20 protein-coding genes and 3 tRNA genes are annotated in these 21841 nt (G+C 68.3%); 14 read left to right on the forward strand and 9 right to left on the reverse strand.

The annotated features are described in order from the left end of the window. Position 1: 1 nt before the first annotated feature. The 3 genes from recD to recC are packed head-to-tail and all read right to left on the reverse strand — an operon-like array spanning position 2 to position 8021. Positions 2-1612, reverse strand: a complete 1611-nt coding sequence (recD, locus tag IC40_RS0108840) for an exodeoxyribonuclease V subunit alpha (protein WP_162179262.1) — start codon at positions 1610-1612, stop codon at positions 2-4. Then, the gene (gene recB, locus IC40_RS0108845) at positions 1609-4848 is read right to left on the reverse strand and encodes an exodeoxyribonuclease V subunit beta (RefSeq protein WP_030134374.1); all 3240 of its coding nucleotides are present in this window, start codon (positions 4846-4848) and stop codon (positions 1609-1611) included. Before recB ends, recD begins: the two co-directional genes overlap by 4 nt. After that, positions 4845-8021 (reverse strand): exodeoxyribonuclease V subunit gamma, encoded by a 3177-nt coding sequence (gene recC / locus IC40_RS0108850; protein ID WP_030134375.1) that lies wholly within the window; start codon positions 8019-8021, stop codon positions 4845-4847. The genes recB and recC overlap by 4 nt, the downstream gene beginning before the upstream one ends. A 222-nt stretch (positions 8022-8243) precedes the next feature. Here recC and IC40_RS0108855 point away from each other — a divergent pair, with 222 nt between their 5' ends. Beyond that, complete coding sequence (locus IC40_RS0108855; protein ID WP_051644293.1) at positions 8244-8471, forward strand: PASTA domain-containing protein; 228 nt, start codon at positions 8244-8246, stop codon at positions 8469-8471. Here the strand turns inward: IC40_RS0108855 and IC40_RS0108860 are convergent. After that, on the reverse strand, positions 8449-9405 hold the full coding sequence (locus IC40_RS0108860; protein WP_042510064.1) for a DMT family transporter: 957 nt from the start codon (positions 9403-9405) through the stop codon (positions 8449-8451). The two genes, IC40_RS0108855 and IC40_RS0108860, sit on opposite strands and share 23 nt — an antisense overlap. Between IC40_RS0108860 and IC40_RS0108865 the strand changes: the two genes are divergently transcribed. Beyond that, positions 9404-10810: an aminotransferase-like domain-containing protein gene (locus tag IC40_RS0108865; RefSeq protein ID WP_030134378.1), complete on the forward strand. Its 1407-nt coding sequence runs from the start codon at positions 9404-9406 to the stop codon at positions 10808-10810. The genes IC40_RS0108860 and IC40_RS0108865 overlap by 2 nt on opposite strands. Here IC40_RS0108865 and IC40_RS0108870 read toward each other — a convergent pair. The 5 genes from IC40_RS0108870 to IC40_RS0108890 all read right to left on the reverse strand — a co-directional run bounded on the left by IC40_RS0108870 (position 10807) and on the right by IC40_RS0108890 (position 15487). Beyond that, complete coding sequence (locus tag IC40_RS0108870) at positions 10807-11520, reverse strand: crotonase/enoyl-CoA hydratase family protein (RefSeq protein WP_030134379.1); 714 nt, start codon at positions 11518-11520, stop codon at positions 10807-10809. The genes IC40_RS0108865 and IC40_RS0108870 overlap by 4 nt on opposite strands. A gap of 11 nt (positions 11521-11531) precedes the next feature. After that, the gene (locus IC40_RS0108875; protein WP_030134380.1) at positions 11532-12368 is read right to left on the reverse strand and encodes a DUF8453 domain-containing protein; all 837 of its coding nucleotides are present in this window, start codon (positions 12366-12368) and stop codon (positions 11532-11534) included. Positions 12369-12452: 84 nt separating this feature from the next. After that, a complete protein-coding gene (locus tag IC40_RS0108880; RefSeq protein ID WP_030134381.1) occupies positions 12453-13319 on the reverse strand; it encodes a phospholipase effector Tle1 domain-containing protein in 867 nt (288 codons plus the stop codon). 196 nt (positions 13320-13515) lie between these two features. Next, complete coding sequence (locus IC40_RS28225; RefSeq protein ID WP_030134382.1) at positions 13516-14667, reverse strand: DUF4352 domain-containing protein; 1152 nt, start codon at positions 14665-14667, stop codon at positions 13516-13518. A gap of 100 nt (positions 14668-14767) precedes the next feature. After that, positions 14768-15487 (reverse strand): MBL fold metallo-hydrolase, encoded by a 720-nt coding sequence (locus tag IC40_RS0108890; protein ID WP_030134383.1) that lies wholly within the window; start codon positions 15485-15487, stop codon positions 14768-14770. 129 nt (positions 15488-15616) lie between these two features. On the opposite strand from IC40_RS0108890, the gene IC40_RS0108895 reads away from it, so the two are divergent. The 12 genes from IC40_RS0108895 (at position 15617) to nusG (ending at position 21822) form a co-directional block, all read left to right on the forward strand. Continuing rightward, positions 15617-16072, forward strand: coding sequence for an RrF2 family transcriptional regulator (locus IC40_RS0108895; protein ID WP_030134384.1), 456 nt, complete (start codon positions 15617-15619; stop codon positions 16070-16072). Continuing rightward, positions 16069-17205: a globin domain-containing protein gene (locus IC40_RS0108900; RefSeq protein WP_030134385.1), complete on the forward strand. Its 1137-nt coding sequence runs from the start codon at positions 16069-16071 to the stop codon at positions 17203-17205. Before IC40_RS0108895 ends, IC40_RS0108900 begins: the two co-directional genes overlap by 4 nt. A 194-nt stretch (positions 17206-17399) precedes the next feature. Further along, on the forward strand, positions 17400-18245 hold the full coding sequence (locus IC40_RS0108905) for a putative endonuclease domain-containing protein (RefSeq protein ID WP_030134386.1): 846 nt from the start codon (positions 17400-17402) through the stop codon (positions 18243-18245). Positions 18246-18489: 244 nt separating this feature from the next. Continuing rightward, positions 18490-18562, forward strand: a tRNA-Thr gene (locus IC40_RS0108910). Between the two features lie 40 nt (positions 18563-18602). Beyond that, positions 18603-18676 (forward strand) — tRNA-Met (locus IC40_RS0108915). A gap of 27 nt (positions 18677-18703) precedes the next feature. After that, the gene (gene rpmG, locus IC40_RS0108920) at positions 18704-18871 is read left to right on the forward strand and encodes a 50S ribosomal protein L33 (protein WP_023985310.1); all 168 of its coding nucleotides are present in this window, start codon (positions 18704-18706) and stop codon (positions 18869-18871) included. 9 nt (positions 18872-18880) lie between these two features. Beyond that, positions 18881-19357 (forward strand): (3R)-hydroxyacyl-ACP dehydratase subunit HadA, encoded by a 477-nt coding sequence (gene hadA, locus IC40_RS0108925; RefSeq protein WP_030134387.1) that lies wholly within the window; start codon positions 18881-18883, stop codon positions 19355-19357. Then, positions 19344-19772: a (3R)-hydroxyacyl-ACP dehydratase subunit HadB gene (gene hadB, locus IC40_RS0108930; RefSeq protein ID WP_019513967.1), complete on the forward strand. Its 429-nt coding sequence runs from the start codon at positions 19344-19346 to the stop codon at positions 19770-19772. Before hadA ends, hadB begins: the two co-directional genes overlap by 14 nt. Before the next feature lie 3 nt (positions 19773-19775). Beyond that, complete coding sequence (gene hadC, locus IC40_RS0108935; RefSeq protein WP_030134388.1) at positions 19776-20282, forward strand: (3R)-hydroxyacyl-ACP dehydratase subunit HadC; 507 nt, start codon at positions 19776-19778, stop codon at positions 20280-20282. Between the two features lie 143 nt (positions 20283-20425). Continuing rightward, positions 20426-20498 (forward strand) — tRNA-Trp (locus IC40_RS0108940). Positions 20499-20566: 68 nt separating this feature from the next. Further along, a complete protein-coding gene (gene secE / locus IC40_RS0108945) occupies positions 20567-21025 on the forward strand; it encodes a preprotein translocase subunit SecE (RefSeq protein WP_030134389.1) in 459 nt (152 codons plus the stop codon). A gap of 29 nt (positions 21026-21054) precedes the next feature. Continuing rightward, complete coding sequence (nusG, locus tag IC40_RS0108950) at positions 21055-21822, forward strand: transcription termination/antitermination protein NusG (protein ID WP_030134390.1); 768 nt, start codon at positions 21055-21057, stop codon at positions 21820-21822. Positions 21823-21841 lie beyond the last annotated feature (19 nt).

Consider the following 21841-nt stretch of genomic DNA (forward strand, 5'->3'; position numbering starts at 1 on the left):
CCTACCGGCGCAACCGCAGCCCCAGGCCTGTCGCCCGGATGGCCTGGCGGGAGATCGCTGCACGCACCTCGGCTTCCGAGCCCACCACCCGCACCCGGTGCCTGGCCCGGGTGACCGCGGTGTAGAACAGCTGCCTGGTCAGCAGTCGAGAATCCTCGGCGGGGAGCAGTACCGTCACCTCGTCGGCCTGGCTGCCCTGGGCCTTGTGAATCGTCATGGCGTGCATGGTCTCTGCCTCGGCCAGCCGGCCCGGTGCGAATGTCTGGTCACCGACGGCCACCCGCAGCCCAGCGGGCGAGGCCACCGTCACCCCGGTGTCCCCGTTGTAGAGCTTGAGCCCATAGTCGTTGGCGGTCACCAGGATCGGCCGACCGGCGTACCACGTCGCCCACAACGGATCACCGGTCGCCTCGGTCAACCAGCGCTGCACCTGGCGGTTCCAGTGCGTCACCCCCACCGGGCCGTGCCGGTGCGCGCACAGCAGGCGGTGCTCGTCCAGGGTGGCCTGGGCGGTGTCGATATCCCCGAGAATGCAGGCCTCGCGGAGCCGGAGCGCCTGCGGTAACAGCACATCCCGCAGTGCCTCGGTCGATGCCGACCATTCAACATGGGCTCCGCCGGCAGCCAACACATCGAGCGCGGCATCGGCATCCCCGGTGCGCACCGCGTCGGCCAGCGTCCCGATCTGCGCCCCGAACCGGTGTGAAGTGCTCAGCGCGGCGACTCGATCGGGGCCCAGCCCGTCGACCAGGTCGGCCAGTACCGCGCCGGCCTCCACCGAGGCGAGCTGATCGGGATCGCCGACGAGCAACAGCCGCGTCTGGGGTCGCACCGCCTCCAACAGCCGGGCCATCATCGTCAGCGACACCATCGACGTCTCGTCGACCACGATGACGTCGTGCGGCAACCGGTTTCCGCGGTGGTGGCGAAACCGGGACGAGGTGTCGGGTCGGGCACCGAGCAGCCGGTGCAGGGTGGTCGCCGTCAGCCCCTGCAGGCGGGCGCGATCCTGCGGGTCCAGACGGCCGACCTGTTCGGCGACCGCCTCCTGCAACCGGGCCGCCGCCTTGCCGGTCGGTGCGGCCAGTGCGATCCGCGGCGCGGCCCGGCCGGCCAACGCGGCCTGCTCGACCAACAGCGCAAGCAACCGGGCCACCGTCGTGGTCTTGCCGGTGCCCGGACCGCCGGTCAGCACCGTAAGCCCCTGGGTCAGTGCTCGCCGGGCCGCCGCGCGCTGCTCGGCCCACTCGTCGGGGAACAGCCGCAACACATCCGGGAGCTCACCGGGCGGCCGGGTGGACACCAGGGCCAGCACGTCGGCGCAGACCTGCTCCTCCTCCAACCAGTAACGGTCGAGATAGAGCAGGTCGCCGAACAGCCGCAGCACGGGCGGGTCGGCGGCCAACGGGCTGGCCGCGACTGCGGCCAGCCACTCCTCGGCCACCAGGCCGGCCTCCGGCGCGGCGGCGCGCAGATCCACGCATACCGAACCGCCGCGCAGCGCACGTACCGCCAGTTGCACCGCCAGCGTCACCTCGGCCGAGGTTTCCCCGGCCAGGGTGGTCAGTCGTTGTGCCACATGGATATCCGCGGCCTCGAACTCGGTGATCACGATCCCCTCAGCACCTCGGCGATGGCGACGACGAGCGCCGCGGGCGGTTTCCAGCTGAACACACCGGCCGGGTTGCCGTCGGTCACCGGGGTGTCCGGTCCGCACATGCCGCGCACGAACAGATACAGCACGCCGCCCAGATGTGTCTCGGGGTCGTAGCCCGGCAGTCGCCAGGACAGATAGCGGTGCAGCACCACGCTGTACAGCAGTGCCTGCAGCGGATAGTCCGAATGCAGCATCGCCTCGGCAAGCCGCTCGGGGCCGTAATCGGCCGCGGTCAGTGCTCCATCGCCCGCGCCGAGCCAGTTCGTCTTGTAATCCACCACCAGATAGCGCCCGTCGACACGCAGCACCGCGTCGATGGACCCGGAGAGATACCCGTGCAACGGCTGGGCGCCCAGCGATCCCGAGGACAGCCGGTCGACGTAGCGGCGCATCGGATCCCCGGCGGGCAGGTGCGTGCCCAGCAGCGTGGCCAGGTCGGTCAGCCTGGCGAACCCGCCGACGGTGCCGTCACCGCCGGCCAGTGGAATCTCGAAGTCCAACTCGCGCAGCCGATCCGACAACCCGATCTGGCGCAGCGTGACACCCGGAGCAAGCGGGCCCAAGTCGGTGTCGTGCAGCGGTACCAACGCCGCCGCCAGCTCGGCAGCGGGCACCGTCACCGGCCACTGCGGGCTGTGGCGTTCGATATGGCCGAGCAACTCGGCAGCCAGGTCGACGGCGTGCGGGTCGGCGGTCTCCAGGACGGCGTGCACCAGCGATCCGAAGGCCGCGCCGACGGGCAACTGCGCCATCGGGGAAGGGACGTCTTCGCCGGTGGCCGGCGCCAGCACGGCGAGATCGGCCACCTCGTCGTCGAGTTCGGCGATCTCGGGCTCACTGGATACCGGCGCCTCCTCTGCCGAGCGCAGCAGACCCGAGTACGAGGTGCGGCGCCATGACAGATCGATGGGGCGGTGAAAACGTCGGATCGCGAGATCATCGGGTGTAGCGACGAGGTCGGGGGCCGGGACGGACTCGATCACCGAATCCTCCAACACGGGTCCACCCGCATCGGCCCATTCCTGCAGCCTGGCCCTGGCATCGGCGTCGGAGAGCCGGTCCGGGGAGCACACGGCGGGCACTTGGGCCTCCCCGGGCCTGCGTCCGCGCAGCAACCGGGAGAGCCCGCCGTTTCGTTCATCCCATGACGGCGCCCACCAGGCCACCACCTGAGAGCAGGCCCGCGTCATCGCCACATAGGTCAGTCGGCTGTCGTTGGCGGCGGCCTCGGCCTTCCCCGCGCGCAGGACGTCCGGACCGGCCTCGCCGACATGTAGGCACCGGGTGTCCCCGTCGTGATAGAGCACCGGGTTCGGTTCGGGTGCATACCGATTGAAGGCGAACGGCAGATAGACCACCGGATACTGCAATCCCTTGGACACCCACACAGTCATGATCTGCACGGCGGCCGCATCACTGTCCAACCGCCGGTTGCGCTCGGTGGCCCCGCCGTCCTCGCCGGTCTGGGTGCGTAACCAATCCCGCAGCGAGGGAAGGCCGTGACCCTCCCGGTGCGCGGTCTCCTGCAGTAGCTGCGTCACATGCGCCAGGTCGGTCATCAGCCGCTCACCACCCTGCCAGGACAACACCTGCGTGCCCATCCCGGCCAGCTGAGCCGCCTCGAACACCGCAGCCACCCCGCGCTCGCGGGCGTGCCCGGCCCAGCTGCGCAACTCCTCGGCCACCCGGTCGGTCAACGCATCGCCGCCTGCGGCAAGGGTTTCGGCCGTCTCGCGGAAGAACAGCGTCGACGCCGCGGCGCGCACCAACCCGGACCGGTGCGGCTGGTCGAACGCCTCCAGCAGGCACAGCCAGTCGTGTGCGGCGCGGGAGGCGAACACGTTCGAGTCCCCGGTGTAGACCGCCGGGATCCCGGCCTTGGCCAGCGCCGCATCACAGGCCCTGGCATCGCGGTGGGTTTCGACGATCACCGCGATATCGCGCGCCTGCAGCCGTCGGCCGTCGAAGGTGGCCCCGCTGTTCAACAACGCACCGATATCGGCGGCCAGATCGTCGCCGATATGGGTGCGCAACCGGTCCATCGAGATGGTGCGGGTGCCGGTGCCGGTGCGCGAGACCACCCGCAACCGGAACGGGTCGTTGCGCGGGGCGCCGGCCAGCCGGCTGCCCTGATGGTGGGCCTGAACTTGGTGCACGACGATCTCGGGACCGCCGAGCTGGGCGCCGCCGAGCACCACCTGCAACCGTTCGACCAGAGCGGCATCGCTGCGCCAGTTGGTGCCGAGGGTCTGCTTGTCGCCCGCGGTCTGCGCGGCGCGCAGGTAGGTGTCGATATCGCCGCCGCGGAACCCGTAGATGGCCTGTTTGGGGTCACCGATGAGCACCAGCGTGGACTGTCCGGCGAAGGCCCGTTCCAGGACCTGCCACTGCACCGGGTCGGTGTCCTGGAACTCGTCGACCATCACCACCGGCCAGCGCTGCGGCATCTGTACCCGTGCCGCGGAATCGGGGTCGTCGAGGGCATCGGCCAGCCGGGTCAGCAGATCGTCATAACCGAGAATGCCGTTTCGGCGCTTCCGGATCTCCAACTCGGCCAACACGTCCCGGGCGAACGACAGCGCGATGGCGGTCCCGGAATCGGGATCGGGATCGGACGGGCGCAGTTCGGCGGCGGGGTTGCGGACGACCTGTTTGGCCAGCTGTCGGGCGTCGCGGTAGGTCAGCGCGGGGTGGTCGCCATCCTGGCCGAACCGGGCCAGGTAGTGGTCGTCGACGATCTCGGACACCAGCTCGTCGAGGTTCTCCACCAGGGTCAGACCGCTGTCGCTGTCACCGGCCACGCCGAGCGATTTCAGCACGATGCTGCAGAATTGATGGGTGGTTGCGATGGTGGCCGCGTCGAAACCGGCAAGCGCATCGCGCAGGCGTTGCTGCCTGGCGTCGTGATCGTCGGCGATCAGGTGCCGGAGCAGATCATTGTTCGCCAGGCTCGGATCTTCGAACGCCGCGATGGCTTCGACGATCTGGCCACGTACCCGCTCACGCAGTTCCTGGCTGGCGGCGCGGCCGAAGGTGATCAGCAGCATCTGGTCCAGCCCGGCCCGATTCTCGGCGACCATCCTGGTGACCAGACCGGCCAGGGCGAACGTCTTCCCGGTGCCCGCACTTGCCTCCAGCACCGTGGTGCTTCCCGGCGCCGGCAGCGGACCGGTCAGATCGAAAGTCTTCACCGCACCGCCTCTTCGGCGTCCAGCAGCGGTAGCCACAGCCGGGGCGCATAGTCGGAGAGACCGTCGAGATCTTCCAGTGCGGCGTCGCGGCCCCAGACCCGCTCGATGGCCGGGTCGTCGCGCTCGTTGCGCCACCGGTAGGAGGCGGGCTGGTGCGGATCGTCACCGGCCTGGCGGGCCGCGGCCCAGGCATAGCTGGTCTTGATGGGGAGCGGCAGCGGACGACGCCGGCCCTCGTCGTACATCGACACCAGATCGCGCAGCAGGTCCGTGGCGCCCTGCGGCGCGGCCAAACCCGTCACGCGGGGCTGGACGCCGCGCGGCGGGCGGCCGATGCAGACCGCCGACCAATGCGCACCGCGCGCAGCGGTCAAGGCCAGCAACGGAATCCAGGCCGCCAGCAGGTGTTGCCCGCCGAGCTTGGAATAGGTGACGCTGACCAGGCGGTCGCCGAAGACCAGCGGCACCGTGCCGGTCAGGCGACGGCCCGTGCCCAGGTCGATGTCGACGTCGAAGGCCTGACCGTCGGCGCCGCGGTAGCGCAGCGCCTCGGCGGCCAGTAACGCGACCTGATCGCGCAATTCGATGGCGCGCCGCCAGCCGAGTTTGCCGGGAGGCAGTGTGCCGCGGCGCCATTCGGCCTGCTGGGCATCCTGGGGTGTCATACCGCGCATGATGTCGCCGAGCATGCGGTCACCGACCGTCCACTCCGCAAGGGCATCGATCTCGACCGGCATGACATCGGAGACGCCGTCGACATCCCAGGGCAAGGTGTAGTCCAGGGCGCGGAAGAAGCCCTTCACCGGATTCTTGAAGAAGGCGACCAGATCGGCCAGGGATACGTCACCGACGGCCGTGTCGGGCAGCGGCCCGGACACGAAACTCGGCTGGGGCCGGCGCCGTCCGGCCATTGCCTCGGCGGTGTCGAGCACCGTGCGATCGAAGCTGAACGGCCGGTCCGGGATCAGGCTGCCCGGCCGGACATTCTCGATATCGAAGGGCTGCAAGGGGTGGCGTGTCACCACGGTGTCGGGGTGCTCGACCGATTCGGCGGTGGCGCGGACGGCGTCGAGCAGTTCGGCGATCGGCACGGCGGGCGGGCGGGGCTGTCCGGTGTATTCGTTGGCGCCGGTATAGGTGATCACCAGATTCTCGGTGGCCGCCCCTATCGCGTCCAAGAGGAGCTGCCGGTCCTCGGAGCGGGTATCGCGTTCACCGGTGTGTGGGTCGCGGGCCAGGATGTCGTCACCGTCGACGACACCCCGTCGCGGGAAGACGCCATCGTCGAGTCCGACCAGGCACACCACCCGATGCGGAACCGAACGCATCGGCACCATGGTGCACACCGTCAGCGTGCCGGTCCGGAAGTTGGCGCGGGTCGGGCGACCGGCCAGGTTGCGGTCGAGGAGGGCGCGAATATCACTGAGCCGCAACGCCACCGTGGATCCAGCCGCGTGCTCGGCGATGCCGGCGAACTCGCGGTGCACCTGGGCCGCCGGCCAGTCCTCCTCGGCGAGGGCCAGGGATTCGATCGCCTCGGCGAGGGTCTGCAGCCAATCGTCCAACGGCCGGCTGCCCGTCATGGCGCGCACCGCGTCGGTGAGCCGCTCGACGAAATCGGCGAACCGACCGGCGAGCTCGACCCGATTGCTGCTGACATCGTCCAACGGCAGTGTGGTGCCCAGCCACGCGTGCGAATCATCCGACATCGCGACACCGGCCAGAATGCGGTCCAGTCCGAATCGCCATGTGTTGTGCAGGTATTCGACCCCGTAGGGCCGGCGGTGGTGCTGGTCGAAACCCCAGCGGATGTTCGCTTCCCGCACCCAGGCGGTGATGGTGTCCAGATCGTCATCGGTGAAGCCGAACCGCAACCGCACCGGCGCCGCGCCGGCGAGGTTGAGCACCTCGCTGGCCTGGGCGCGCCCACCGGCGAGCGTGAGCAGCTGGCCGGCCACGCTCAGCAGCGGATTGGTCTGCACCAGTGCGCGGTCGGCGAGGCGGACGCGCAGGCGGTGCGCCGGGTGCGCGTCATGCACGACGTCACCGAGACCGAATCCGGCGGTGATCAGCGGGGCGTAGGTCTCGATGTCCGGGCACATGACCAAGATGTCGCGTGGCTCCAGAGTGGGGTCGTCGGCGAGCAGACCCAGCAGGACCTCGCGCAGGACGTCGACCTGACGAGCCGCGCCGTGGCAGGCGTGGACCTGGACGGAGCGGTCGGTGCGCAGGTGCCGCCGGCCCGCCGGGCGCACCGCGTCGGCGGCGATATCGGACTGCAGCCAGCCCAGCATGGTGTCGGGATAGCTTGTCGCGGGCAGGTATTCGTCGGTGTCCGGCACCGGCAGGCCACGTTGCAACTCACGCAGGTCACGGCCCAGGGTGGCCAGCAGCGGATGCCCGACGGCGCGATGGCCGGTGTCCTCACGGCGCGGGATGCTGCCGCGCCGGCCGGCCAAAGCCCGCCACAGCGGGTCGCTGGGATGGGGCAGCCACAGGTGCAGATCGTGCTGCGCGGAGACCGCCTGCAGCAATTCAATCTCGGTGGCCGGGATGCGGGTGTGCCCGAACAGCGATAACCGCGGCGGCAGCGCGCTCGGCGTGGTGCGCAACTCCGCGACCGCGTCGCGGTGCGCGATATGCGGCGGGTCGGCCTCCAGGCGTGCGATCAGCCGCTCCCACAGCGGGCGCTGCCAGGCCAGATCGGTGGGCATGTCCGCCCAGTCGATCAACAGGCCGGGGCGTTGGCGTGCGTAGGAGGAGAACAGCCCGGCCAGCCGACGAGCGACCGCATAGCGGCGGCCGTGGCGCAGCTCGCGTTCCTCGCCGTCGGCGAAATGGCCGAGGTGGTTGGCCAGCGTCGTGCACCAGGGCTCGTCGAGGCTGTCGTCGATCACGGCAAGCAGCGGCCACACCATGGCGTCGGGGGACCACGGATCGACCGTGGCGACACCGGTGAGCTCGGCCAGCAGGGAGCGCGGGTTGCGGAACTCGATACCTGCGCACACCCCGAGCCGGTTGGCCAGCCGCTGACCGAGCCAGCGCTCGACACCCTTGGCGGGCACCAGCACCAGCTCGGTGGCGAACGGATCGGCCATCGGCTCGGCGAGCATCGCTGCCAGGCCATCGGCGAGCACATCGGTGCGCTCGGCACGGTGCAGGTGCAAGGCCATCGCCGCCCAGCGTAACGGGCTGGGCACAAAGCAGGACATGACAGGTGAAGGTCGGGAAAACACCCGCGCGGTCGGTCTAGGCTGCCGGGGACGACGACGCGTGCCACGGCACGACGACAGAGGGAGTTGGCGTTGATCAGGACACTTGCAGTCAGCGGAGCTGCGGTCCTTGCGCTGTCGGTGGCGGGCGCCCCGACGGCTTCGGCTGCGACGGCATGGACGATGCCCAACTTGCGGGGGCTGAGCCTGGCCGATGCGCAGGCGCTGTACGACACGACGGTCAAGGACGCCGGCGGTCCGCAGCTGGAGGTCATCAACGCCTACGTCGAGAGCTGGACCATCCGGGCGCCGAGCATGTGGGATGTCTGCAAGCAGCAGCCGGCGGCGGGCAAGAGTCTCAGCGCCAAGACGTGGACCGCGATCGCGGTCAACAAGCGCGGCGACTGCTAGTAGGTAGGGCGGGCCGGCGCACCCGGGAGCGGACCGCCAGCAGCGCGCACGCGATGACCGCGGTGCCACCGATGAGCGTGGCCGCGGTGATGGGCTCCTGCAGCAGTAGCGCGGCCCACCCGATGCTCAGGATCGGCTGTGCCAGTTGGATCTGGCTGACCTGTGCCAGCGGGCCGATCGCGAGGCCGCGGTACCAGGCCACGAACCCGAGGAACATGCTCACCACGCACAGGTAGGCAAAGCTCGCCCACTCGGTGGGCGTGCCCGCGGGCGGTTGCGACACCATCGCGTACGACGCGAGGGCCGCCATGATCGGGGCGGCGGCAACCAGCGCCCATGAGATCGTCTGCCATGCGCCGAGGCTCCTGGCCAACACGCCACCCTCGGCATAGGCGATGGCACAGACCAGCACGGCCGCGAACAGCAGCCCGTCGGCCGGTTGCAGGCGTCCCACGCCGCCCGCATGCACGGCCGCGAAGGCGACGGCCGCGACCGCCCCGGCCCCGGCGGCGCACCAGAACGTCACGGCCGGGCGTTCCCCGGTGCGCAGCACGGAGACGACGGCCGTGGTCGCGGGCAGCAGCGCGATGACGACCGCGCCATGGCTCGCGTGGGTCTGTGTCAGCGCGAACGACGTCAGGACGGGAAAACCCAGCACGGCGCCCGCCGCGACGAGGCCGACGCTGATCCACTGGCCTCCGGTGGGCCGGTGCGAGCGGGTGACCAGCAATGCCAGCGCCGCGATCGCGGCGGCGACGACCGCACGTGCGCTACCGACGAAAAGCGCCGACAGGTGACCCGCCTCGACCGCGACGCGGGTCAGCGGGACGGTCAACGAGAACGCCAGGACACCGGCACATCCCCAGGCGAGTCCGGTACGCGAGTGCGATAGCGGCGAGGGGCAATGCGCAGTAGCGCTACTCTGATCCTTCATGGTCGACAGTAGCAGTGTGCGCATCGAGCGGGAACTCCAACGGTGGGTGGCCGCGGCTTCCCCAGGTGAGCGACTGCCGTCGACGCGGCAGCTGACCGCCCGCTACGGGGCCGGCCCGGGCACCGTCCAGTCGGCACTGCGATCGCTGGCCGCGCGTGGGCTCATCGAGACCCGACCGGGCGTCGGCGCCTTCGTCAGCGCGGTCCGAGCCGTCGGACCGCGCGATTACTCGTGGCAGACCGGCGTCTTGCGATCGGGCGCCACCGCCGCACACACACCCGCGGCATTGCGTTCGGCTCGCGCTGGCGCGATCGCGCTGCACTCGGGATATCCCGATCGCGAGCTATTGCCCGAACGGCTCGTCCGCGTGGCGCTCACCAGGGCAGCGCGCGGCGATGCGGCGCTGGGGCGCCCCGAACCCGAAGGCATGGCGAGCCTGCGTGCGTGGTTCGCCGCCGAGCTCGCGTCGCAGACGCCCGCGCATCTCACCGCCCCGGCCATGCGCGATGTGATCGTGCTTCCCGGCAGCCAGCTCGGACTCGGCGCGCTGTTCCGCAGCATCGCCGGGCCAGGGGGCGCACTGCTGATCGAGTCACCGACCTACTGGGGTGCGATCATCGCCGCGCGGCAGGTCGGCGTGACATTGGTTCCGGTCCCCGCCGGGCCGCAGGGTCCCGATCTCGATTCGTTGGAACGGGCCTTCGCCGACACCGGGGCCCGTGCTTTCTACGCACAACCGAACTACGCGAATCCGACTGGTGCACAGTGGAATCCGTCGACCGGATCGGATGTTCTGGAAATCGTGCGACGCCATCGCGCCTTCCTCATCGAGGATGACTGGGCGCACGATTTCGGGATCGACACCGACGCGACCGCGCTGGCGGCCCGAGATGACAGCGGCCACGTCGTCTACCTGCGGTCCCTGACCAAGAGCATCTCGCCGGGCATCCGAGTTGCCGCGGTCATCGCGCGAGGCCCGCTGCACACCCGCCTGCTCGGCGAGCTGCAAGCGCAATCGATGTATGTCAGTGGGCTGCTGCAGGCGGCCGCCCTCGATATCGTCACCCAGCCGGGGTGGCAGACGCACCGCCGCGCCCTGCGCAAGATGCTGCGCGCCCGACGCGATCTGCTCGTCGACGCGGTCACCACCCACGTCCCCGACGCGATGATCTCGGCGGTACCGCCCGGCGGGCTCAACCTCTGGGTGCGACTGCCCGACGGGGTCGACCTCGATCGGCTCGTCAAAGACACCGAATCGCGGGGTCTGGTCATCGCCGGTGGGGACCAATGGTTTCCGGCCGAGCCGACCGGGCGCTACCTGCGCCTGAACTTCGCGGGCCCGGACCCGGCGGCCTACGACGACGCCGCCGTCATTCTCGCCGAATCACTGGCCGCGCAGGGCTAGCTGACCGACTTCTTGTACTCCTCGGCCAGCCCGTCGATGCCGGCCTGGATGGCGTCGATCGCGATCTGGCGGGCCTTGACCTTGCTGGCCAGGTGGGCCTTCAGGTTCAGGGTGGCGGCGTACTCGGCGCCGATCTCCTGGGCGCGGGCGAGCACCGCGTCGTGCTCGACGATCTCGTCCGCCCAACCGGCGTCGATCGCCGCGTCGCCGGCGAACACCGCGGCCACCGATACCGCGCGCGAATAGGCCGGCGGTGTCAGCCGCATCCGCATGATCTCCAGTGCGGCCTGGGGGATGACCATGCCGATGGCCACCTCGTTGGCCTGGAAGCGCGACTTCACCGATCCGACCCGGTGGTCGCCGGTCAGCATCAGGAACGATCCCATGGCGATCGCCGGCCCGGTCGAGGCCATCACCACCGGGGCCGGGAAGGTCAGCACCCGCAGCGCCAGTTCGAATCCGCCGCGCAGCATGCCGTACCCGGCGTCGGCGTCGCCGGAGGCGAAGACGCTGAGTTCGAATCCGGCGCTGAACACGCGGCCGTTACCCGCCAGCACCACGGCCTTGACGGTTCCGGCGGCGACATCGGCGGCCGCCTGATCGAATGCGGTGTTGATGGCGGCCTGCATCGCGGGTGAGAGCGCATTGACCTTGCCGTCGTCCAGGGTGATGGTGGCGACGGATTCGTGCACGGCATAGGTGGCGGTCATGGGTCCGGATGTTACGGAGCGTGCTCGCGAATTCCGATGGCGGGGCTGGAGTGATGCCGTCCGGTGGGCTGCGGGTGTGCGGACTGCCGGCCGTTGTTCCACGGGAAGTCGAGCTGGGCGGTTTCGTCGCTCTGCCGGGTGCGCCACCGGTCCTGGGTCTCGCGGACCGCCTGGTTCATCCGCTCGATCTCCGCGCGGTACACCTCGGGTCGGGTCTCCTTGGAGGCGTAGTGGAAGTAGGTGAGAACGGTGCGCAGCAGCTCCAACTTCTGTTTCTCCCGCTTGGCCAGGTCGTGGGTGGTCAGCAGTTCGAGGCGTTGCACGGGTTGCAGTGTCGCCCAGTCGAGGACGACGGCGGATTCGAAATGGCGGGCGTCGGCCCGGTATCGGACGGTGCCCTCGAACCGGGAGCCGATCTGTTCGCCGAACTCCGCACGGCTGATCGCCGAGTCCCAGACCGTTCGCCACTCCTGTCCGGGTGCCAGCTGAGTGAGTTCGCTGGGTAGCGTCAGTTCGGCGATCTCGGGCAGCCGGTCGGGGTACCCGTCCTCGTAGCGCCCGACGGTGAGCGGGCTGCTGAACTCCAGTCGGATGTCCTGGGCCGCGGTCTGTCCGAAGTTGCGCACCACCAGCTCGATGACGTGCCAATCCGTCGGGTGAGGTTCGAGGAAAACTGCCACGTGGGGCCGCAGTTCATCGCTCTTGAGCTGGCGGTTTCGCTTCACCGTGCGGGCAGTGAAGATCAGCGCCGCCATGGCGAGGGCCAACCCCGCCCATGCCGCGACCGCCAACCATCCCGCCGAGCCGAGGCCCGACAGGTCGGCCCACCGATCTTTGAACCAGTCCACCGTGACCTCGTGTCGTCGAGAGCGAATACAGAACTTCGCTGATGATCGCACACGATGGGGTATACGGCGTTGCTAGGACGCCTTCTAGGAGGCGGTGGCCAGCACTCTCGCCGGTGTCGGTGCGGTGCGTTCGACAGCCAGCAGCCGCTCGCCACGGTCGAGCCAGTCGAGGTCGTGCCACTGCACGCGGGCGGGCAGTCGCCGCCAGTACCGCGGGTGGTTGTGCAGGTGCATCTGCACGCTGGCATGGACCGCCGCGGCTTCAGGCAGCCTGCGCAGCGCCAGTGTCAGCGCCGAACCATCGGGCTCGGCGTGCACCGACGGGGCGGTGTCCAGTCGCAGACCGGCCTGCGCGGCGCCGTCGAGCATCCACTCCAGGGTCAGGGCGCCGCCCACGATGTCGCGGTGGGTTCCGCGGAACCACACCTCGTCCACGCCGTCGACACGCTGCAGCGACGGGCCGCCGTCGATGGCGAGGGCGTGACGGCCCTCGACGACGTCCACGGGTCCGCCGGCACCGCGGATGGGCGCGCTGTCCCATAAGCCGAGGAAGCGCACGGGCACCGCGATGTCGTCGCGCTCGGCCAGTCCGGCGGCCACCTCGGTGACGCGGCGCCATTCCTGTGCCGAGCGTTCGGTGCGCGGCAGCGCGTAGGTCGACAGCATGTAGTCGCGCAGTTCGCCGTCGAGCACGCCGATGGTGCCCAGCAGCCGCGCCAGTGCCTGTGCACATGCCGCGCCGCTGCCCGCTCCGAAGACGTAGACCGGGTCGCCGGGATGCCAGTGTTCGGTCAGGAAGTCATATGCCGCCGCGACCGCCTGGCGGGCCTGCTCGGCGCGTCGGCTGGTGTGCCGGTGCCAGCTGATCTGGTCGGCGGGATCGACGCGGCGGAACACCGCCGCGGCGTTGGTTTCCTCCGCTTGGTCGAAGCACAGCACGATATTCGTCACGGCAACCCCCCGGTATGCACTTGATTCGAATCCTGGCGAATCATTCTGCCAAGCTCGCGCGACGCAACCAAGGCGGAATCTCGCCCATGACGATAGCTCTACCGACGAAATTCGGTGTCAAAACCACCATGTGCGACGGAATTCGTCGGAAGTCGGCCGGAAAACGCACGGCCGGCATCCGACCGAGCTATTTCGGTCAGTTCAGCGCAATCCGTGCACCCGGGCTGCCGAGGTCGCCGGACACCTGGATGAACTCCGGGTTGCTGTCGGCAGGGATGTCGTAGGCGACGGTCACCTGCACCGGCTCGCCCGGATACAACACCGCCGAGATCCCGTTGAGGTAGAAGGTCGCCTCGGTATCGGGCGAGTACGGCTGCCCGCCCGCGGTCAATACCTGCTGGTCGGACAGGAACGTGGCGGGGGACTGGCCGTTGTTGAGGAACGTCAGCTTGACCAGGACGAACTTTCCGGTGGCCGTCTTGGTGAGGAATTCGTTGTCGACCGCCGATACCGTCGGCACGGTATCGACGCCGTTCTGGGTGATCGTCACGTCACCGTCGACCACCGACCCTTCGGCCGGGGCGGGCGCGTCACTGGCTTCGTCGGAATCCGTCGTGGGAACTGCGGGCGCAGTGGCCCCACCGGTCTCCACGGTCCCATCCGTACCGGCGGCGTCGGTCGATCCGGAGCCGGGATCGGCGAACGCGAAGGCCCAGACGAGCACGCCGATCAACACGATCAGCAACGCTGCGACGCCCAGCAGGTAGCCCTTGAGCGGGCTCTTGGGCGCCGGTTTGGCCTCGATGGCCCCGACGTCCCCGAATGCGGAGTCCCCGAATGCGACGGGTTCGGCGGGCGGCGGAAGGGTCGGCACCACCGCGGTGGTCTGGTCGAAGGCGGGGGTCGTGGGCGTCACGGTCGGAATGGTGAGGTCCGGCTGCGGCCACTGGTCGGCGGGTGGCTCGACGGGTTCGGACACCTCGGCCGGTGCGTCGATGCCGGGTTCGGCTTCGGGTTCGGACTCGTGCTCTGCGGCGGCCGGCGGGTCCGGCTCATCGGCGTCCGCTGGCTCGGTCTCGGCACCAGGCTGCTCGGTCTCGGGTTCGGCGTCGGGTTGCGGGTCGGCGTCGATGACGGGCGGCTCACCCTTGCCGGCGTCCTCCCAGGACGGCATCGCCATCACGTCTTCGGGCCAAGGCGGCAGCTCGGCGGGCCAGGCCGACGTCTCTTCGGTGAACTCGGGTCCCTCGGGGCGCTGGGCGGTCCACTCCGTGCCGTCCCAGTAACGTTGACCTCCGGAACCGTCGGGATCCGGGTACCAGCCGGCCGCGGTCGGCGGTGTCGTCATGCGGGGTTTCCTCCCTTACGCGCGCCCGAGAGCGCTGTGACCTCGCACAATAGTCCAGCCAGCAAACGGTCGCGAAATTATCGCCGGTCAGCGGACCAGGTCAGCCGCCCATCAGCATGCGCCACTGGTCCAGATTGCTGGCGCGGTAGACGTAGTTGGAGCGCTTCACATCCGACAGCGGGGCGCTCGGCTCGGCGGAGTACCAGTGGCCGGGGAACACGGTCGGATCGCCGGGAAGCGTCGAGAGCTTCTGCAGGCTGTGGAACATATCGTCGACGTTGCCGCCGGGGAAGTCGGTGCGTCCGCAGCCCTCCAGGAACAGGGTGTCGCCGGCGACCAGTCGGCCGTCGAGCAGGAAACACTGGCTGCCCGGTGTGTGTCCGGGGGTGTGCAGCAGTTCGATGTCGATACCGCCGACGCTGACCTTGTCGCCGTGCTGGTGGCCGGTCAGCTCGCTCATCGCGATGCCGGTGACATTGGAAACCCATTCGGCCTCAAGGGCATTGACGTGCACCGGGACGGTGACCCGCTCCAGCAGCTCGGCGACACCGGCCAGGGTGAAGCCCATCATGGTGCCGCCGACGTGGTCGGGGTGGTGGTGGCTGACCAGCACGCCGGACAACCGCATGCCGTCGGCCTCCAGTGCGTCGACGAGTTCGCCCGCCGAGTACGCGGGGTCGACCAGGACGGCGTCGCCAGTTTCGCGGTCACCGATCAGGTAGGCGAAGTTGCGCATCTGTTGGGCGATCGGGTCGGCGGCCGCGAAGTCGCGACCCGACAGCAGCTGGCGGAAGTACAGGCGATCAGCGTCGGAAGCCATGCGCAACACCTTATGGGTAGGGGCGTGGACGATCGAAACCGCAGGTCTAAAAACCGCACGTCAGCGCGTGTTTAAAGCCACTGCCCCGTTATCTGGTATTTCAGATGCAGGATTTGTAGCGTCAGCGCCATGCAACTCACCCGGTTCACCGACCTGGGTCTGCGCACGATGATGCTGCTGGCCGCGGGGGACGCCGCCGACCGCCGCATCACCACCCGCTCGATCGCGACCGGCGCCGACGCCTCCGAGCATCACGTCGCCAAGGCCGTCGCCCGGCTGGTCGAGCTCGGCATGGTCAACGCCAAACGTGGTCGCGTGGGCGGACTTTCGCTCACCGAGGACGGGCGCACGGTCTCGCTGGGCTGGTTGGTGCGCCGGCTCGAAGGTGACGCCGAGGTGATCGACTGCGCCGGGGACCGGCCGTGCCCGCTGATCGCCGGATGCCGATTGCGCCGGGTGCTGGCCGAGGCCAAAGAGGCCTTCTACCGCGAACTGGACAACCACACCCTCCAAGACCTGACCGGCAGCGGCTTGTTGCCGGTCGTGACACTCCCGTTGGAAATCGCAGGAAGGAACACCCCATGACCGTCGTCGCTGCCCCCGAGGAACTGCAGCCCGCCCACGCCGAGATGATCAGGGCGACGCTGCCACTGGTCGGCGCGCATATCGACGCCATCACCAGCTCCTTCTACAAGCGGCTCTTCGCCGCACACCCGGCGCTGCTGCGCAACCTGTTCAACCGGGGTAATCAGGCCCAGGGTGCACAGCAGCGGGCGCTGGCCGCATCGATCGCGACGTTTGCGACCCATCTGGTCGATCCTGATCTGCCGCATCCCGCCGAGCTGCTGTCGCGGATCGGGCACAAGCACGCGTCGCTGGGCGTGACGGCCGATCAGTACCCGATCGTGCACGAGCATCTGTTCGCCGCGATCGTGGAGGTACTGGGCGCCGAGACCGTCACCGCCGAGGTGGCCGAGGCCTGGGACCGCGTCTACTGGATCATGGCGAACACCCTGATCGACATGGAGCGCGGCCTCTATGAGCAGGCCGGGGTGCCCGCCGGCGACGTCTACCGACGCGCCCAGGTGACCGCCCGGGTCGACGACCCCTCGGGCGCGGTGTTGGTCAGCGTCGCCTCCGATCTGGACTTCGGCGCCGGACAATATGTTTCGGTCGGCGTGACACTGCCCGACGGGGCTCGCCAGCTGCGTCAGTACAGCCTGGTGAACAAGCCGGGCGACGGGCAGCTGACCTTCGCGGTCAAGCCCGCCGGTGAGGTGTCGGAGTGGATCCGCGACAACCTGCGGGTCGGCGACCTGCTGGATGTGACGGTGCCCTTCGGCGACCTGCCCGCGCCCACGCCCGGTGTGCCGCTGGTGCTCATCTCTGCCGGGATCGGCATCACCCCGATGATCGGCATCCTGGAAGCGCTGCCCGCCGATGCCCGCGTGCAGGTGTTGCACGCCGATCGCAGCGAGCAGACCCACCCGCTGCGGGAACGCCAGCGCGAGCTGGTCGACGCACTGCCCAACGCCACGCTGCAGCTCTGGTACGAGGACCTGATGTCCCTGGACGGCGTGGAGCTGCCCGAGGACGCCGAGGTCTACCTGTGCGGTAACGACGGTTTCGTCCGCGCCGTGCGCGATCAGCTGCTGGCCCGCGGCGTCACCCGGGTGCACAGCGAGCTGTTCAGCCCGAACGACTGGCTGCTGTCGTAGTTCGGATCTACGTGGGTTCAGTCTGACGACGGAGACGGCCGATCAGACTGAACCCACGTATGCGTTTGGGGCCAGATTCCTACCTGAGCGCAGCGGGTCGACCGACAACCCGCGTCAGACTGAAGCCAGGTCGCTTATCCACAGGCGCGGCCGCCGGGGTGTTGTCGCGTCGTCCGCGATGCCAGCATCGGTGCATGGGTGGGGTCTTCATCGGCAGCGAGGCTTTGGGCGCGGGCCTGGTGACACGCCACCAACTGCGCACGCGGTACCGGCGCATCTTTCCCAACATCTACGGTCCGCCCGAACCGTCGGTTCGCGACCGGGCGCGCGCCGCGTTCCTGTGGTCGGGGCGTCGGGGTGTCATCGCGGGCGTCGCGGCGTCGGCGCTGCACCACGCGAAATGGGTCGACGACGACGTCCCCATCGAGTTGTTGTGGCGCAACACCCATCCGCCGACTGGCCTGATCGTCCGCAATGAGTCATGGTCGGCCGGTGAGGTGATGACGATTGCCGACGTCAGAGTCACCACCGCGGCCCGGACGATCTTCGACCTCGGCAGGCATCTGCCCCGCAACGAGGCCGTCGCCCGCATCGACGCGTTGCTGACGGTCGGGCGGATCACCATCGACGATGTCGCGCCGTTGCTCGTGCGCCATCCGCGCGCCACCGACATCCGCCGGCTCACGACAGCTCTGGCACTGGTCGACGCCGGTGCCGAGTCACCCCAGGAGACCCGGCTGCGCCTCGCGCTGACCGATGCGGGCATGCCACCCGACCGGACTCAGATCCCGGTCGTCGACGGCCAGGGGCGGATCGTGGCAAGGGTCGACATGGGCTGGGAGCACCTGCGGGTCGCCGTTCAGTACGACGGTCGGCATCACCAGACCGATCGAGCGACATACGTCAGGGATCAGAAGGTCAATCGGGCGCTGGAGGCTCGTGGGTGGGTGGTGATCCGAGTGATCGCCGAGGACAGCCTGGCCGATGTGGTCGGACGCGTCGCCGCAGCGCTGTACGGGCGTGGCTGGCGGGCGGCGTGAGTGCATGGTTTCAGCGAAAGCGCTCCACTGCGCCGCAAAGCTGAACGGAGGTAGCGCTCAGGGCCGGATCGCGTACCTGGGTTCAGTGGCAAGACCCAAGCGCTGTTGACGGCTGAAACCAGGTACCAAGCGACCCGGCGTACCGTGGTGAACAGCGGAAAACCGGCCTCAGACCAGCCGTTTTGGCAGCAGGAACAGCGAGAATGTACCCTCTTTAAGGCCCTACGGCCGAAGGTAGTGCAAGGCCCCCTTAGCTCAGTCGGCAGAGCGTTTCCATGGTAAGGAAAAGGTCAACGGTTCGATTCCGTTAGGGGGCTCGGTGGACGCGCCTGGCGGAGCTCCGCCTGCGTCGATCGGGGCGGTGTAGCTCAGCTGGTTAGAGCGCACGACTCATAATCGTGAGGTCGGGAGATCGAGCCTCCCCACCGCTACAGGCAGAACAACGAGAGGCAAGAGACGTGGCGTCGAGTACCGACGTACGGCCGAAGATCACTTTGGCCTGCGAGGTGTGCAAGCACCGTAACTACATCACCAAGAAGAACCGTCGGAACGACCCCGATCGGCTGGAGATCAAGAAGTTCTGCCCGAACTGCGGTCACCACCAGCCGCACAAAGAGTCCCGCTGACCGTTCGTCGTGGCTCTGTCGACCGATATCGTCGGGATGCATTATCGCTATCCCGACGCATATGAGGTCGGACGCGAAAAGGTGCGCGAGTACGCCGTAGCGGTCAAGAACGACTCCGCGTACTTCCAGGACGAAGCTGTCGCCGCCGAGCTGGGCCACCCGGCCCTGCCGGCGCCGCTGACCTTCATCAGCATCTTCGGTTACACCGCCCAGTTCGCGTTCTTCGAGCACGCCAACATCGGTATCCACGACGCCCAGATCGTTCAGGTCGATCAGGCGTTCACATTTGTCCGGCCGATTCTCGTAGGGGACCGGCTGTACTGCGATGTGTACGTCGATTCGGTGCGTCAGGCGCACGGCGCCGACATCATCGTCACCAAGAACATCGTCACCAACGACAAGGGTGAGGTTGTGCAGGAGGCCTTGACGACCCTTGCGGGGCGTTCGGGCGACGGAGAAGAGGGCTTTTCAGATGGCACTGCGTGAATTCAGTTCGGTCAGCGTGGGAGACACCCTTCCGGAGAAGGTGATTCCGCTGACCCGTCAGGACCTGGTCAACTACGCCGGGGTGTCCGGCGACCTGAACCCGATCCACTGGGACGACGAGATCGCCAAGCAGGTCGGTCTGGACACCGCGATCGCCCACGGCATGCTGACCATGGGCCTCGGCGGTGGCTACGTCACCGAATGGGTCGGCGACCCGGCGGCGGTCACCGAGTACAACGTGCGGTTCACCGCGGTGGTCCCCGTTCCCAATGACGGCGTGGGAGCCGAGCTGGTGTTCAACGGTCGGGTGAAGTCGGTCGACGCCGATGCCAAGTCCGTGACCATCGCGCTGTCCGCGACGACCGGCGGGAAGAAGATCTTCGGCCGCGCCATCGCCACCGCAAAGTTGGCCTGATCCATGGCGCTCAAAGCAGACATCCGCGGGATGGTCTACAAGTACCCCGAGGTCTTCATCGTGGGTCGCGAGCAGGTCAAGATGTTCGCCAAGGCGGTGAAGTCGGAGCATCCGGCGTCGCTGCACGAGGAGGCGGCCGCTGAGCTGGGTCACGACCGGTTGGTCGCAGGCCCGACGTTCGTCTCGATCCTGGCCAACCTGGTGCAGCAGGACTTCTTCCGCAATGTCGACGTCGGCATGGAGACCATGCAGATCATCCAGGTCGATCAGCGGTTCGTGTACCACCAGCCGATCCGGGTGGGCGATCACCTCAATGCCGAGCTGGAGATCATGTCCGTCGAGAATCGGTTCAACGCCGATATCGTCGTGACGCGCAATATCCTTCGCGACGAGAACGGCGTCGTGGTCATGGAGGCGTACACCACGCTGATGGGTCACGAGGGCGACAACTCGGTGTCGGTGCGCTACGACCGTGAGTCCGGCCAGGTGCTGCGGACCGCGGCCGGGTAGAGCGCGCAGGGACGAGGGGATTAGTAAGTAGTACTTGGACCGATGTACACTCGGTCCTCGGGGTTTTCCCACTACAGCGCGCTGTCCGTCGGTTCGTCAATCGGCCGATCGGAGAGCGCGCAACTGTGTGAGGCCCTGAACAGAGGGGCGTAGCTCAATTGGCAGAGCAGCGGTCTCCAAAACCGCAGGTTGCAGGTTCAAGTCCTGTCGCCCCTGCTCAACTGAATACTCGACAAGTGTGGACACTGGAAGGTGACCACACGTAACCAGACGAAAGGCATGCGGTGAGCGACGACAAGCCGGCACTGGGGCCTTCGGCAGACGAGGCGCCCGAGGGCGGCGAGACGGCCGGCCAGCCCGCCGCAGCAGCCCGACCGCTGCGCCCGACCGGAAAGCGGACGCGTCGCGCGGCCGTCGGCGTCATCGATGACGATGCCGACACCACCGCCGACTCTGCGACCGCTGACGCGAGTGACGCAGGCACCGACTCGGACGAGAAGGCCGCCAAGCGTACGAAGGCGCCCAAGGCTGCGAAGAAAGAAGGCTCGCGGGTCAACCCGTTCGTCTTCGTCTGGAACTACCTGAAACAGGTCATCACCGAGCTGCGGAAGGTCATCTGGCCGAACCGTAAGCAGATGGTCACCTACACCACAGTGGTCCTGGTGTTCCTGGCGTTCATGGTGACGCTGATCGGATTGGCTGATCTCGGGCTCGTGCGGCTCGTGGGAATCATCTTCGGCTGACCCGGAAGTTTGAGAGAGGACTGACAACCGTGACTAGCTTCGACGGCGACGAAAACTTCGACGCCGACACCCCCGAGGGTGAAGCCATCGTCGACGTGATCGATGAAGCGGCAGCTGCCGAGGAGATCACCGAGACCGAGGCTCCCGCGGCCGAGGCTGCCGAGGTTGCCGAGGATGAGGATCCGGCGACCGCCTTGAAGAAGGATCTGCGGACGCGTCCCGGCAACTGGTACGTCATCCACTCGTACGCCGGTTACGAGAACAAGGTGAAGGCCAACCTCGAGACCCGCGTGCAGAACCTCGACGTCGGCGACTACATCTTCCAGGTCGAGGTGCCCACCGAAGAGGTCACCGAGATCAAGAACGGCCAGCGCAAGCAGGTCAATCGCAAGGTGCTGCCCGGTTACATCCTGGTCCGGATGGACCTGACCGACGAGTCGTGGAGCGCGGTGCGTAACACCCCCGGCGTCACCGGCTTCGTGGGTGCGACGTCCAAGCCGTCGCCGCTGTCCCTCGATGACGTGGTGAAGTTCCTGCTGCCGCCTGCCGCCGCCAAGAAGCCGGCCTCGACCAAGGCCGCTGCCGCCGCATCGAGCGAGGCGACGCTGGAGCGTCCGGAGATCCTGGTCGATTTCGAGGTCGGCGAGTCGGTGACCGTGATGGACGGCCCGTTTGCGACGCTGCCGGCCTCGATCAGCGAGGTCAACGCCGAGCAGCAGAAGCTCAAGGTGCTGGTGTCGATCTTCGGCCGCGAAACGCCGGTCGAGCTGACGTTCACCCAGGTCGCCAAGATTTAGTTTTCGGGCCCGGATATCG

The organism is Mycolicibacterium neoaurum ATCC 25795 (assembly GCF_000691525.1).
Lineage (GTDB): Bacteria > Actinomycetota > Actinomycetes > Mycobacteriales > Mycobacteriaceae > Mycobacterium > Mycobacterium neoaurum.